Origin of the sequence: Mycolicibacterium nivoides (assembly GCF_003855255.1) — a bacterium.
GTDB classification, from domain to species: domain Bacteria; phylum Actinomycetota; class Actinomycetes; order Mycobacteriales; family Mycobacteriaceae; genus Mycobacterium; species Mycobacterium nivoides.
This window is the reverse complement of record NZ_CP034072.1, coordinates 6,569,852-6,584,439: the sequence shown is the minus strand read 5'-3', so window position 1 is coordinate 6,584,439 and position 14,588 is coordinate 6,569,852. Positions and strand designations below refer to the sequence as shown.

The window sequence follows — 14,588 nt, the reverse complement described above, 5'->3', positions numbered from 1 at the left end:
ATCCGGGGACAGGGATCGAGGGGAATTTCATGGCGGGTGATTTGCGGGTTGCCACCGCTCATTTGCACGAGCTATCGGCCAAACAAGGTCAGGCTGCGACCAGCCTGACTATGGCTACGGGAGTGGTCGACGGTGTCGCCGCCTCGGTGCGCGTCACGCACGGACCGATTTCGTCGTCGACGGCTGCGGCTGTCGAGGCCGCGCTGAATGCGCGTCGAGCTGCGGGAACCGGTATGGCCAATGTGTCGCAAGACCTCGGGGACAAGCTCACGCGCGCCGCGGGTGGGTACGACCGGACGGATTCGACCATGGCCGGCGCCCTCCGTGGAACCGTTCGGTAGCGGCGGAGCGAACCCATGACCAATCCGTACAGCGCCGACGCGAATACGCAGGCGATCGACGATGTCGTCGGCGCCGAGCTGACCATCGACGGAATCCTGGTGGTCGCCGACAAGCTGGGACTGACCGATTTCCCGCCTTCGATGGGAATCCGGCTGAACATTCCGCAACCCGACCTGCGCAAGACCGTGTGGGAACAGGTTGAGCGGGATCTCATGGCCCAGGGTGTGCTGGACGTCTTCGGCACCCCGCATCCAGAGGTGGCCGCCATGCTCGACAGCTTGAGCCGGCCCGATCGCACGTTGGAGGGGCGCTGGTGGCGCCGCGACGTGGGCGGGAAGATGATCCGGTTTGTGGTGTGCCGCAAGGGTGGTCGGCATGTGGTCGCCGCCCGCGACAACGACATGCTGGTGCTGCAGCGGGTGGCCGCGCAAGTGGGCCTGGCCGGCATGGTGATGACCGTGCTCGGGGAAGGGATGCCGGCCAACGTCGAGCCGTTGACGGGTGTCGCGGCGACCCTGGCCAATTGCCGGACCGCCGACGAGCTGACCGGTTACGGGATTCCGCCGACCTCGGCCCGGGTGTACGCGAACATCATCTCCGAGCCGGAGAGCTGGGTGGAACTCGTGGTGTCCGAGCGGAATCCCGGCGGCACCACCGCTCAGGTCGACGTTGCCGCGGGTGTGCTCGATTCCAAGCTGGGACGCATCGTGTCCATCCCCCGCCGGGTGAACGGGGAGCTCTACGGCAGCTTCCTGACCGGCACCAAGGACAACCTGCAACGCGCCCTGGATGGGTTGATCGAATTCCTGCCCTCGGGCTCGTGGTTCGAAAAGTCTGAACCGGATCGCTCCTACCTGCACTGAAAGAGGCCGCCACGGTGGGTGACTTTCCGCCACATCATCCGGACGACGATGACGACTACGACAACCTCTCGGCGCTCGATTTCTCGTACCCGGACGACGGATCGGACGCCGCGGGGCTGGATGCGCTCGGGACGTACGGCGACGACGGCGTTGTCTTCGGCGATGTCGCATCCGACGACTCGGAATCCGACGACGTATCCGGCGGCGGTGGGTACCTGGACGGCTCCGTCAACGAGGACGAGAACCTTGCCGTGCCGCTGTTCGCTGTCACCAATCCGCCCGAAACCGTCACGGTGACGGCGTTCATGGACGGCCGGGTGCAGCGGATCGAGTTGGCACCCAACGTCACGCATCTGACCGAACGGGATCTCGCCGAGGAGATCCTGGTGATCGCGGGTTTGGCCGCTCAACAGGCCAAGTCCGCCCAGTACTCGTTCATGCTCGCAGGAATGCGCGAGCACGGACACGACGACGCGGCGACCCGCGACTTTCTGACCCGCGACCTGGATCTGCTCACCCCAGAGCAAGCCGATGATGCTCGGGCCCAGGTCTTTTCGACCCGCTATGGAGGCGATCATGGTTGACCACCTCGCTGGGATGTTCGGCTCGGCAGTCGGGATGCTGAGCAGTTCTCCGGCACGTTCGCTCGAGATGTTCACCGAGATCACCAATTACGACGAATCCGCGTGTGACGCGTGGGTGGGTCGGATCCGTTGTGGTGCCAACGACCGGGTGACGCTGTTCCGGGCCTGGTACTCACGCTCGAACTTCGGTCAGTTGGCCGGCTCGGCCGAGATCTCGATGAACAGTGTCGGCGCCCGGATCCCGATCGGCGGCATCTACGGGAAGGACATCTCCTACCCCATCAACTCGCCGTTGGCGATCACCATGGGCTTCGCCGTGCAGGAGGCGACCGAGGGGAACTTCGCCGACGCGATGGAGGCGTTGGAAGATGCGCCCTCCGGCGGGTCCGACCACCTGGTGGCCTGGGTCAAGGCGGTGATCTACGGTGCGGCGCAACGCTGGACCGATGTGATCGATCAGGTGCGCGGCGCCGACCAGTGGCCGGACAAGTTCCTCGCTGCCGCGGCCGGGGTGGCCCACGGTGTGGCCGCGGCCAACCTGGGTTTGTTCACCGAGGCCGACCGTAGACTCACCGAGGCCAATGACACGCCCGCAGGCCAGGCATGCGCGCCGGCCATCGCCTGGTACCTGGCCATGGCGCGGCGCAACCAGGGCAACGAGGAGTCGGCCCAGGTCCTCCTGGAATGGTTGCAGGCGAACTTCCCTGAGCCCAAAGTCACTGCAGCGCTGCGGGATCCGGCCTACCGGCTGGATACCACGACCGCCGAGAAGATCGCCGCCCGCACCGATCCATGGGATCCCTCCAGTGTGGTGGCAGATACCTCGGCACGCGACAAGCTGCTGACCGAGGCGCAGGCCGAACTCGACCGGCAGATCGGTCTGGGCCGGGTCAAGGAGCAGATCGAGGCCTACCGGGCGGCAACCCAGATGGCCAGGATCCGTGCCGCGCGCGGCATGAAGGTGGCCCAGACCTCCAAGCACATGATCTTCGCGGGTCCGCCCGGTACGGGTAAGACCACGATCGCGCGCGTGGTGGCCAACATCTTGGCCGGTCTCGGGGTCATCGCGGAGCCGAAGCTGATCGAAACCTCGCGTAAGGATTTCGTCGCCGAGTACGAAGGCCAGTCGGCGGTGAAGACGGCCAAGACGATCGACCGCGCGCTGGGTGGCGTGCTGTTCATCGACGAGGCCTACACCCTGGTGCAGGAGCGCGATGGCCGCGCCGACCCGTTCGGCACCGAGGCGCTGGACACCTTGCTGGCCCGGATGGAGAACGACCGCGACCGGTTGGTGGTGATCATCGCGGGGTACAGCAACGACATCGACCGTCTGCTGGAAACCAACGACGGCCTGCGTTCGCGTTTCGCGACCCGCATCGAATTCGACTCGTATTCGCCCGACGACATCGTCGATATCACCAAAGTCATTGCCAAGGCCAATGATTCGCAGCTGGACGACACCGCGGCCAAGCGGGTGCACGAAGCGGCGAACCTGCTGAGCCAGCGCACCCTCAACGGCAAGCCGGCACTGGATATCGCCGGTAACGGACGCTACGCCCGGCAGCTGGTGGAGGCCGGTGAGCAGAACCGCGACATGCGGCTGGCCCGGTCGCTCGACTTCGAGAACCTGGGTGTCGATCAACTCAGTGAGGTCAACGGAGAAGACATGGCGGCGGCGATCGCGGCGGTCCACAGCCGCCTGAACATCGGCGAATAGAGATGGCAGGGTTCCGGCTCACCACCAAGGTCCAGGTCAGCGGCTGGCGTTTTCTGCTGCGCCGTGTCGAGCACGCGATCGTGCGCCGGGATACCCGGATGTTCGACGATCCGCTGCAGTTCTACAGCCGCGCGGTGTTCGCCGGCGTCGTGGTCTCGGTGCTGATCTGCCTCGGCGCGGCGTTGATGGCGTACTTCAAGCCGCTGGGCAAGCAGGGCAGCGATCAGCTGTTGGTGGACCGCACCACCAATCAGCTCTATGTGATGTTGCCCGGAAGCAACCTGCTGCGGCCGGTGTACAACCTGACCTCGGCCCGGTTGGCTCTCGGTAATTCCGGCACCCCGTCCGCGGTCAAGTCCGAGGAGCTCAACCGGCTGCCCAAAGGCCAGCCGATCGGGATTCCCGGTGCGCCGTACGCGACGCCGACGGGCGTGCCCGCATCGCGCTGGACGCTGTGCGACACCGTGGCCAAGCCCGACAGCTCGGCACCCAAGGTTGAAGCATCGATCCTGATTCGTTCGCTGGCAACAGATCTCGCGGTCGGTCCGATGCGCCCGAACCAGGGCATGCTGGTGAACTTCGAGGGCGGTAACTGGTTGGTGACCGCCGAGGGCCGGCACAGTATCGACCTGTCCGATCGGGCGGTGAGTTCCGCGGTGGGCATCCCGGTCACCGCGAAGGCCACACCGGTTTCAGAAGGCCTGTTCAACGCGCTGGCCAACATGGGCCCGTGGCAGCTGCCCGCGATCCCGGCCGCAGGAGCCCCGAATACCGTTGGGCTGCCGGAGAATCTGGTGATCGGGTCGGTCTTCCAGACCGCGACCGAGTCGGATCCGCAGCATTATGTGGTGCTGCCGGACGGCGTGGCCCGCGTCAACGCCACCACCGCTGCGGCGCTGCGCGCCACCAACTCCTACGGGCTGTTGCAGCCGCCGTCGGTCGAGGCCAGCGTGGTCTCCAAGATCACCGAGCAGGTGTATGTCTCGCCGTTGCCGGACAAGCCGCTCGAGGTACTGCTGCGCCAGGACTCACCGGTGCTGTGCTGGGCCTGGCAGCGTGAACCGGGCGATCAGGCGCCGAAGACCACCGTCATCGCCGGCCGCCGGCTACCGATCCCGTCGTCGGCCGTCGGCACCGGGATCGACCAGATCGGCGGCGACGCAACGGTGTACATCGAAGGCGGGCAGTTCGTCCGGCTGCAGTCGCCGGATCCCCGGGTGGGCGAGAGCCTGTATTACATCGACCCGCAAGGGGTGAGGTACGGCATCGCGAATGACGATGCCGCGAAGAATCTGGGCTTGTCCGGTTCGGTGAACGCACCGTGGCAGGTCGTCGGGCTGCTGGTGGAGGGCCCGGTGTTGTCGAAGGACGCGGCGCTGCTTGAGCACGACACGCTTCCTGCCGACCCACATCCGCGCAAAGTCGAAAGCAAGCAAGGCTCATGACGACGAAGAAGTTCACCCCGACGATCAAGCGGGGGCCGCGGCTGACACCGGGCGAGATCAATGTCGCCGCACCCGATGACCTCGGGATCGAGATCCCGCCCTCGGGCATGCAGAAGGCCATGCCCTGGGTCATGGGCGGCTGCATGATCGGCATGATCGCGATCATGATCTTCACCGGGGTGCGTCAGCTGTCCCCGTACATGCTGATGATGCCGCTGATGATGATCATGGGCACAGTCGGTTTCATGTCCGGCGGCGGTCAGGGCGGCAAGCGGGTACCCGAGATCAATGCCGACCGTAAGGAATACCTGCGATACCTGGCCGGTCTGCGCACCCGGGTGACGTCGTCGGCGTCGGCTCAGGTGGCGTTCTTCGGGTACCACGCACCGCATCCCGACGATCTGTTGTCGATCATCGGCACGCACCGGCAGTGGTCCCGTCAGGCCAACTCGGACTTCTACGCCGCCACCCGGATCGGTATCGGCGCCGAGATCGCGGTGGACCGGCTGCTCAAGCCGAACACCAGCGGCGAGCTGGCCGGCCCACAGGGCGCGCCGCAGCCGCACCTTGAGCCGGTCAGCCACATGTGGGTGACCAAGTTCCTGCGCACCCACGGCCTGATCCAGGATTGCCCGAAACTTGTTCAGCTGCGGACATTTCCGACCATCGCCGTCGGTGGCGACACCGACGGGGCCTCGGCGCTGCTGACCGCGATGATCTGTCATCTGGCGGTGTTCCATCCGCCGGACCTGCTGCAGATCCGGGTGCTCACCGACAATCCGGAGGATCCGAACTGGGCGTGGCTCAAGTGGTTGCCGCACGTCCAGCACCAGACCGACACCGACGCGGCCGGGCCCACCCGCCTGGTCTACACCCGCCCCGACGGCCTGAGCGATCTGACTGCGCGCGGCCCGCACAGCGCCGACGCCGCGCCCGGCGGCCCGTACGTGATCGTGGTGGATCTGACCGGTGGCAAGGCCGGTTTCCCGGTCGACGGCCGGGCCGGCGTCACCGTACTCACCCTGGGTAACCACCGCGGTTCGGCCTACCGGCTGCGCGTCGACGCGGACGGGACGGCCGACGACAAGCTGCCCAACCAGAACTACCGCGAGGTGACTCGGGTCGTCGACCGGATGACCCCGGCGCAGGCCGGCCGGGTCGCCCGCAAGCTGGCCGGCTGGTCGATCACCGGGACGATCATCGACAAGAACGTCCGGGTGCAGAAGAAGGTCTCCAAGGAATGGCACCACCTGGTGGGCGCCAAGTCGGTGGAGGAGGTGACCCCGGCTCGTTGGCGGATGTTCACCGACACCGACCGGGACCGGCTCAAGATCCCGTTCGGCCACGAACTCAAGTCCGGTGAGGTCATGAAGCTGGACATCAAGGAGGGCGCCGAGTTCGGTGCCGGTCCGCACGGCATGCTCATCGGCACCACCGGCTCGGGTAAGTCGGAGTTCCTGCGGACCATGATCCTGTCGCTGGTGGCCACCCACCATCCCGACCAGATCAACCTGTTGCTCACCGACTTCAAGGGCGGTTCGACCTTCCTGGGTATGGAGAAGCTGCCGCACACCGCGGCCGTCGTCACCAACATGGAAGAGGAAGCCGAGCTCGTCGGACGTATGGGCGAGGTGCTCACCGGTGAGCTCGACCGGCGTCAGCAGATCCTGCGTCAGGCCGGTATGCAGGTGGGTGCCGCGGGTGCGCTGTCCGGTGTGGCCGAGTACGAGAAGCACCGCGAGCGCGGCGCCGACCTTCCGCCGTTGCCGACGCTGTTCGTGGTGGTCGACGAGTTCGCCGAGCTCCTGCAGAACCATCCGGACTTCATCCAGCTGTTCGACCGGATCTGCCGCGTGGGTCGCTCGCTGCGTGTGCACCTGCTGCTGGCCACCCAGTCGCTGAACACCGGCGGTGTCCGGATCGACAAGCTCGAGCCGAACCTGACCTACCGAATCGCGTTGCGTACCACCAGCTCCTCTGAGTCCAAGGCGGTGATCGGTACCCCGGAGGCGCAGTACATCACCAACAAGGAGAGCGGCGTCGGGTTCCTGCGGGTGGGCATGGAGGACCCGGTGAAGTTCAGCACCCTCTACACCGGTGCCAACTATGTACCCGAGGTGGAGGACTCCGGGGACGGCGAGGCCAGGCCTCGGGAGAAGCGGCAGTCCCGGGTGCGGATTCACCAGTTCACGACGACCCCGATCTTCGATACGGCGGTGAGCTAGCCATGACTACAGGCGCCGAACCCAGGATCTTGCGCGAGGTGGTCCTCGAGCAGTTGGGCACCGGTGAGAGCCGCGCCTACAAGATGTGGCTACCGCCGCTGACGGATCCGACTCCGGTCAACGAACTGATCGAGCGTGACTACCAGCGGCAGCCGCTGCGCTTCCCCCTGGGAATCATGGACGAGCCGCGCCGGCACCGCCAGGACATCTGGGGCGTCGACGTGTCGGCCGCCGGCGGCAACATCGCGATCGGCGGTGCACCGCAGACCGGGAAGTCGACCTTCCTGCAGACGCTGATGCTGTCGGCCGCGGCCACCCACACGCCGCGGCAGGTGCAGTTCTACTGCATCGACCTCGGCGGTGGTGGCCTGATGTACATGGAGGACCTGCCACACGTGGGTGGCGTGGCCACCCGTGCCGAGCCGGACCGGGTCAACCGGGTGGTGGCCGAGGTCAAAGCGGTGTTGAGGGCCCGTGAGCAGGTGTTCAAGCAGTACCGCGTGGGCTCGATCTCGGCCTACCGCGAGATGCGGGACGATCCGAACAACCCGGCTGCGCAGGATCCGTTCGGTGACGTCTTCCTGGTGATCGACGGCTGGCCGGCCTTCGTGGCCGAGTTCCCCGATCTGGAACCGGCCGTGCAGGATCTCGCCGGTCAGGGCCTGGCGTACGGCGTGCACGTCATCATCTCCACCCCGCGCTGGACCGAGCTCAAGTCACGTGTGCGTGACTACCTGGGCACCAAGCTGGAGTTCCGGCTGGGCGATGTGAATGAGACCCAGATCGACCGGATCACCCGGGACATCCCGGCCAACCGGCCGGGCCGCGCCGTTTCGCTCGAGAAACATCACCTGATGATCGGGGTACCTCGGCTGGACGGCGTCCACAGCGCGGCCAACATCGTCGACGCGATCTCGGCGGGTGTGCAGGAAGTGGCCTCGCGCTACACCGATCAGGCGCCGCAGGTGCGGGTGTTGCCGGAACGGATCTACCTGCATCAGCTCGACCCGAATCCGCCGGGACCCGACGCCGACTACCGGACCCGCTGGCAGGTGCCGCTGGGGGTGCGCGAGTCCGATCTCACGGTTGCCTACAACCAGATGAACATGACGCCGCACCTGCTGATCTTCGGTGCCCCGAAGTCGGGCAAGACCACCATCGCGCATGCGGTCGCGAAGGCGATCTGCAGTCGCAACAGTCCCGACCAGGTGCGGTTCATGCTGGCCGACTACCGGTCGGGCCTGCTCGACGCGGTGCCGGAGTCGCATCTGCTGGCTGCCGGTGCGATCAACCGGAACAGCGCGTCGTTGGAGGAGTCGATCAAGGCGCTGGCCGTCAATCTGAAGAAGCGGCTGCCGCCGCCCGACCTGACCACCGCGCAGCTGCGGGCGCGGTCGTGGTGGAGCGGTCCGGACATCGTGCTGCTGGTCGACGACTGGCACATGATCACCGCCGCCGCGGGCATGATGTCGCCGATGGCGCCGTTGGCTCCGCTGCTTCCCGCGGCGGCCGATATCGGCCTGCACATCATCGTGGCGTGCCAGATGAGCCTGGCGCACAGGTCGACGATGGATAAGTTCGTGGGCGCCGCCTACGGTGCAGGTTCGCCGACTCTGTTCCTCTCCGGCGAGAAGAACGACTTCCCGTCGCGGGAGATCATCGTCAAGAAAAGGCCGCCTGGCCAGGCATTTATGGTCGGACCGGACGGCAAGGAAGTCATCCAGGCGGCCTACGTCGATCCACCGGCGGAATAAGTGTTCTCAGCACCCCAAAAGGGCAGTTAGTATTTGAACAGCGCACTCAGCAACGCTGGCGGCGGCCCGTCAGCAAAGGGATCGGGGGACAGATTCCTTGACGGCTTGGCAAACTCTCTGCCAAGCCGCCTATGAGTGCTTGTCCCTGGTTATTTGCAATCGAAACAGGGGAGCAAGCAAATGCAACCGATGATGCACAACCCGGGCGCCGAAGGTGTTGCCGCACAGGTGATCGCAAACGCGGCCCGTGGTCTGGCCGGCGGCACCACCGCTGCTGCGGCTGTCACCGCGCTGGTTCCGGCCGGCGCTGACGAGGTCTCGGCACTGGCCGCCATGGCCTTCGCCAGCGAGGGCGTCGAGGCTCTTGCGGCGAACTCGTTCGCCCAGGAGGAGCTGACCCGGGCGGGCGCCGCGTACCAGGAGATCGCGGGCATCTACAACGCGGTCGACGCGGCTCAGGCCACCACGCTCTAGCAAGCCGTAGGCAAATTCGTCAGAGATAGGGTCATCCAGTCATGGTTGCGGTACCACCCGTTCCACCGACATGGTTCGCGCTGCCTCCAGAGATCAACACCGCCCGCTTGATGGTCGGTGCCGGCCCGGCACCGATGCTCCAGGCGGCAACGGGTTGGGAGGGTCTCGCGATCCTGCTGGAGACCCAGGCTGACGAACTTGCCGGGGCGCTGAGCAACCTGACCTCGGTGTGGAGCGGCACGGCCAGTGAGCGTGCGGTCTCGGCAACCATGCCGATGATCATCTGGCTGCGGACGATGGTGCTGCAGGCGCAGAAGCGGGCCTTGCAGGCCGGCGCCCAGGCAAGTTCGTACACCCTGGCTCTGACGACCACTCCGCCCATTCCGGAGATCGAGCAGAATCACATCACTCACGGAGTCCTGGAAGCCACCAACTTCCTCGGCATCAACACGATGCCGATCGGGCTCAATGAGATGGACTACTTCGTCCGGATGTGGAACCAGGCAGCCGGGGCGATGGAGGCCTACCACGCCGAAACCACCATGAACCTGCTGTTCGAGCCGATCGTGCCGATGACGCCGATCGTGTTGCCGGGGATCGGTGAGACGACCGCGGCAGCGGCGCTCGCATCGACGGCCCCCCGGACCGCGCAGGGTGCGGCCCGCAACATGACGATCGAAGGGATCAGCGCCCTATCCACGCTCTCATCGATCAAATTGGCCACCGGCAATGCCGCCGCGCAGGCCAACCACGCCGAGCAGCGGGCAGTCGGCGCGGCGAGCAAGGGTGAGAACGCAGGACAGCAGGAAAAGGATCCGAACGAGAAGAACCCGATGCAGCAGGGCATGCAGATGGCCATGCAGATGGGGCAGCAGGCCGGGCAACTCGCGGGGCAGATCCCGCAGATGCTCCAGTCCCAGATGCAGACCTTCACGCAACCGCTGCAGCAGGTGACCCAGATGGTCAGCCAGTTCTCCAGCATGGGTGGCAGTCAGTCGGGTATGCAGTCCGGGCTGATGGGCGCGATGCCCTTCTCGAACCATCCGCTGGCCGGGGGCACGGGCCCGAGTTCGGGAGCCGGCCTGGTGCGCGCGGCGTCGCTGCCGGGCGCGCTCGGATCTCCGCCGCGCACGGCACTGTTGTCCAGCATGCTGGGCATCAGCGGGGAGGCGAAGCCGGCGTTCGGTGCAGCCGCGGGTGCAGCGGGTCCGATGGCGCCGGTGGGTAGCGGCGCCGGCGGTGGCAGCGGGGCGCCGGTGCAGGCCGCCAGGAACAAGGAAGAGCAGAGCGGCGGCACCAAGGACGGATTGATCGCACCGACCGCCCTCACATACGACCAGACAGAAGACGCAGACGACGACTGGTAGGCGTCCATGACAAGACTTTCCGGCCACCCGGCCGGAGGACTCGCCAAATCTCTAACTGGTGAGGACAAAGGAAAAATAAGGGGAATCCAACATGGCACAGATGAATACAGATGCCGCCGTCCTCGCCAAGGAGGCTGCTAATTTCGAGCGCATCTCCGGTGAGCTCAAGAGCGTCATCGCGCAGGTCGAGTCGACCGGTGGCACCTTGGCGTCTCAGATGCAGGGCCAGGCCGGCACGGCCGCCCAGGCGGCTCTGCTTCGGTTCCACGAGGCTGCTGACAAGCAGATCCAGGAACTGAACGAGATCTCGACCAACATCCACACCTCGGGTACCCAGTACTCGAGCACCGACGACGATCAGGCCGGCAACCTGGCCTCGTCGATGCAGATCTGACCTAGCTGACCTCAAGAACGGAGACAAGACATGACGGAACAGGTTTGGAATTTCGCCGGTATCGAAGGCGGCGCATCTGAGATCCAGGGTGCCGTCGGCACCACCGCCGGCCTGCTGGACGAGGGCAAGGGCTCGCTCGCTTCGCTGGCCTCGGCGTGGGGCGGCTCGGGTTCGGAGGCCTACCAGGCCGTTCAGACTCGCTGGGACAACACCGCCAACGAGCTGAACCAGGCGCTGCAGAATCTCGCCCAGACGATCAGCGAGGCGGGACAGACCATGTCCCAGACCGAAGCCGGCGTCACGGGAATGTTTGCCTGACACGGCGCGGCATCAAGCATGCTTTTGGTGGGCGGGTACTCGTGCTATCTGGTGATAGCCCGAACCCGCCCACCACTTGTGCTTGGGTGTAAAGATCTAGCCATCTGTACTTGACTATCTGAGGGGTCCCCATGTCGGCCGACTATGACCGGCTCTTCCACTCGTCTGAACCGGGTAAACCGGTCGACGACGCCACTGCAATCGTGGACAGAGATGCCATTCTGAAGGCCGCCGCGGCCGCGTCGCCACCGCCGCCGGTTCCGGTCGGGGAGACCAGTTCCACGGACGTACCCGTGGCCCCCACGGCAGCTACCCAGACTCAGGCGGCCGCGCAGCCGCGGCACGCGGAGGCCGCACCGCAGATGCCTGCGCCGATGCCGCAGCCGCCGGCAACGGCGCCGCAGTGGCCGCAGAACCCGATGCTTCGGGCCCCGCAGCAACAGCAATTCGGCCAGGGCGCACGTCACGAGCAGGCCCGCACCCTGCCCGGCCCGGCCGCGCGCGTTGCGCCGGGCCCGGCGCCCTCGCAGTTCGCCGATCTCGATCCCGAGGTCAGTGGTCAGTGGCGAGCCGGGCAGGCGATCCCCAGCCCAGCCGCGCCCGGCCCCACCTCGGCTGCCTCGATGGGCAACCACCGCGCGATCGATGCGCTCTCACACGTCGGGGTGAAGACCGGTGTGAAGATGCCGTCCCAGCGAGGATGGCGGCACTGGCTTTACCTGACGACGCGGATCAACCTGGGTCTGTCGCCGGACGAGGTCTACGAACTTGAATTGCACAGCCGGATCCGGCGGAATGCCCGCGACTCGTACCAGATCGGCGTATTCGGACTGAAGGGCGGCGTGGGTAAGACCGCCGTCACCGTTGCCCTGGGATCGGCGATGGCCAAGGTCCGTGGTGACCGCATCCTGGCCATCGACGCCGATCCGGACGGCGGCAACCTGGCCGACCGGGCCGGACGCCAGTCCGCGGCGACGATCTCCGACCTGCTCGCCGACCAGGAACTGTCCCGCTACAACGACATTCGTGCATACACGAGCATGAACGGGTCGAACCTCGAGGTGCTGTCCTCGGAGGACTACAGCGGAGCCCAGCGCGAGTTCAACGACGACGACTGGAAGGGCGCCACCTCTGTGGTGTCGCGCTACTACAACCTCGTTCTCGCTGACTGCGGTGCCGGTCTGTTCCAGAAGGCCTCCCGCGGTGTGCTTTCCAGCGTGTCCGGGATGGTCATCGTGGCCAGTGCCTCGATCGACGGCGCCCGGCAGGCCGCCATCACGATGGACTGGTTGCGTCAGAACGGTTACCAGGATCTGCTCGGCCGGTCTTGTGTCGTCATCAACCACGTCACACCCGGTAAGCCCAACGTCGACGTCGAGGACTTGGTGCAGCAGTTCGAGCGGCACGTGCCTCCGGGCCGCGTCATCGTGCTGCCGTGGGACAAGCACATCGCCGCGGGCACCGAGATTCAGCTCGAGCTGCTCAGCGATACGTTCCAGCGCCGCATCACCGAGCTGGCGGCTGCCCTGTCCGACGATTTCGACAGGCTTGAACGACGTTGACCGCGACCGCAGCTGCCGCTGACACATCGAGCGCGACGCCCAACAGGCCGTCCACCACCAGGGTCACCATCCTCACCGGTAAGCGGATGACGGATCTGGTCCTGCCGGCCGCCGCGGCGATCGAGACCTACATCGATGAAACGGTGAGTGTGCTGGGCGAATTGCTCGAGGACACTCCAAAGGACACCCTCGCGGGTTTCGACTTCTCCGAGCAGGGCATGTGGGCGTTCGCCCGCCCGGGTGCGCCGCCGCTGAAGGCCGACGAATCCCTGGATGACGCCGGCGTGGTCGACGGATCATTGCTGACGCTCGTGTCGGTCAGCCGCACCGAGCGGTACCGCCCGCTGGTCGAGGACGTGATCGACGCGATCGCCGTGCTCGACGAGTCACCGATTTTCGACCGCACCGCATTGAATCGCTTTGTCGGCCTGGCTATCCCTGTCGTCGCCGGGGCCATCACCGTCATGTCACTGGTGTCCTGGAACGGGGCCGGCCAAGGCTGGTGGTGGGCGCTGGCGCTGGCGTTGTTCGGCCTGGGTCTGCTGGGCGGTAGCGTCGCGGCGCAGAGTCGCTACCAGAACCTGGATATGGCCGAGAGCCTGCTGCTGGCCGCGACGATCGTGTTGGGCGGTGCTGCCGCACTAGCCGTGCCGTTGCCCTACGACGCGGATTCCCTTGGCGCGCCACAGGTTGCCGGTGCCGGTGCGGTGGTGCTGTTGTTGACGTTGGCCACCCGCGGTGGGCCGCGCCGTCGCGCCGATGCCGCATCGTTCATCGCCGTCTTGGCGATCGCGATCACCGGGGCGGCAATCGCCGTCGGATACGGCGGGGGCGCCTGGGTGCCGGCGGGTGCCATCGCCTTCGGATTGATCGTGGTGACCAACGCCGCGAAACTCACTGTCGCTGTTGCCCGTATCGCCCTGCCGCCGATCCCGGCGCCCGGTGAGACGGTGTCCAACGACGAGCTGCTCGACCCGGTCATCACACCGGACGAGGTCGACGAAGCATCACCCACGTGGAAGGCGATCATCGCCTCGGTGCCCGAATCGGCTGCGCGACTGCAGGAGCGCAGCTTGCTGACCCGCCAGCTGTTGATCGGATTCCTGTCGGCTGGCTCGCTGGTCCTGTCGGTCGGTGCCATTGCGGTTGTGGTGCAGGGACACTTCTTCATCCACAGCATGATCGTGGCAGTGTTGGTGGCCGTGATCTGTGGCTTCCGGTCGCGGTTGTACGCCGAGCGGTGGTGCTCCTGGTCGCTGCTCGCGGCGGCCATCGCCGTGCCCACGGGTGTGATGGTCCGTCTGTGCCTGTGGAATCCGGGCAGCGCCTGGTTGGTGCTGGCGATCTACACCGCGCTCGGTCTGGTCGCTGTCATCGCGGTCGGCGCCACCGACGGCGTGCGCCGGGTGTCGCCGGTGACAAAGCGGATCCTGGAACTGGCTGACGGGGCAGCCATCGCTGCGGTGATCCCGCTGCTGCTGTGGATTGCCGGCGTGTACGACCTGCTGCGGAATCTGCGCTTGCACTGAGGGTTTCTGGCATC

General features: G+C 66.2%; 13 protein-coding genes. All 13 read left to right on the top strand.

The features are described 5' to 3' along the window. Positions 1-29 precede the first annotated feature (29 nt). The 13 genes from EH231_RS32090 to eccD all read left to right on the top strand — a co-directional run bounded on the left by EH231_RS32090 (position 30) and on the right by eccD (position 14,574). On the top strand, positions 30-341 hold the full coding sequence (locus tag EH231_RS32090; protein WP_090429361.1) for an ESX-1 secretion-associated protein: 312 nt from the start codon (positions 30-32) through the stop codon (positions 339-341). Positions 342-356: 15 nt separating this feature from the next. Further along, positions 357-1,205, top strand: a complete 849-nt coding sequence (locus EH231_RS32085) for an ESX secretion-associated protein EspG (RefSeq protein ID WP_090429358.1) — start codon at positions 357-359, stop codon at positions 1,203-1,205. A 14-nt stretch (positions 1,206-1,219) separates the two neighbouring features. Beyond that, complete coding sequence (locus EH231_RS32080; protein WP_090429355.1) at positions 1,220-1,789, top strand: secretion protein EspD; 570 nt, start codon at positions 1,220-1,222, stop codon at positions 1,787-1,789. Next, positions 1,782-3,506 (top strand): type VII secretion AAA-ATPase EccA, encoded by a 1,725-nt coding sequence (eccA, locus tag EH231_RS32075; RefSeq protein ID WP_124714043.1) that lies wholly within the window; start codon positions 1,782-1,784, stop codon positions 3,504-3,506. Before EH231_RS32080 ends, eccA begins: the two co-directional genes overlap by 8 nt. Positions 3,507-3,508: 2 nt before the next feature. Beyond that, positions 3,509-4,951 carry a type VII secretion protein EccB gene (gene eccB / locus EH231_RS32070; RefSeq protein ID WP_090429352.1) on the top strand — a complete coding sequence of 481 codons (1,443 nt, stop codon included), beginning with the start codon at positions 3,509-3,511 and terminating at the stop codon, positions 4,949-4,951. Beyond that, a complete protein-coding gene (gene eccCa / locus EH231_RS32065; RefSeq protein ID WP_090429349.1) occupies positions 4,948-7,176 on the top strand; it encodes a type VII secretion protein EccCa in 2,229 nt (742 codons plus the stop codon). The genes eccB and eccCa overlap by 4 nt, the downstream gene beginning before the upstream one ends. Positions 7,177-7,178: 2 nt before the next feature. After that, positions 7,179-8,930 carry a type VII secretion protein EccCb gene (gene eccCb, locus EH231_RS32060; protein ID WP_090429346.1) on the top strand — a complete coding sequence of 584 codons (1,752 nt, stop codon included), beginning with the start codon at positions 7,179-7,181 and terminating at the stop codon, positions 8,928-8,930. Between the two features lie 180 nt (positions 8,931-9,110). Next, the gene (locus EH231_RS32055) at positions 9,111-9,404 is read left to right on the top strand and encodes a PE family protein (protein ID WP_077739742.1); all 294 of its coding nucleotides are present in this window, start codon (positions 9,111-9,113) and stop codon (positions 9,402-9,404) included. Positions 9,405-9,445: 41 nt separating this feature from the next. Next, on the top strand, positions 9,446-10,771 hold the full coding sequence (locus EH231_RS32050) for a PPE family protein (RefSeq protein ID WP_090429343.1): 1,326 nt from the start codon (positions 9,446-9,448) through the stop codon (positions 10,769-10,771). Between the two features lie 91 nt (positions 10,772-10,862). Then, positions 10,863-11,165: a WXG100 family type VII secretion target gene (locus EH231_RS32045; RefSeq protein ID WP_090429340.1), complete on the top strand. Its 303-nt coding sequence runs from the start codon at positions 10,863-10,865 to the stop codon at positions 11,163-11,165. Between the two features lie 30 nt (positions 11,166-11,195). Continuing rightward, positions 11,196-11,483 carry a WXG100 family type VII secretion target gene (locus EH231_RS32040; protein ID WP_090429337.1) on the top strand — a complete coding sequence of 96 codons (288 nt, stop codon included), beginning with the start codon at positions 11,196-11,198 and terminating at the stop codon, positions 11,481-11,483. A gap of 131 nt (positions 11,484-11,614) precedes the next feature. Then, complete coding sequence (locus tag EH231_RS32035; RefSeq protein ID WP_090429335.1) at positions 11,615-13,045, top strand: MinD/ParA family ATP-binding protein; 1,431 nt, start codon at positions 11,615-11,617, stop codon at positions 13,043-13,045. Next, on the top strand, positions 13,042-14,574 hold the full coding sequence (gene eccD, locus EH231_RS32030) for a type VII secretion integral membrane protein EccD (protein ID WP_090429332.1): 1,533 nt from the start codon (positions 13,042-13,044) through the stop codon (positions 14,572-14,574). The genes EH231_RS32035 and eccD overlap by 4 nt, the downstream gene beginning before the upstream one ends. Positions 14,575-14,588 lie beyond the last annotated feature (14 nt).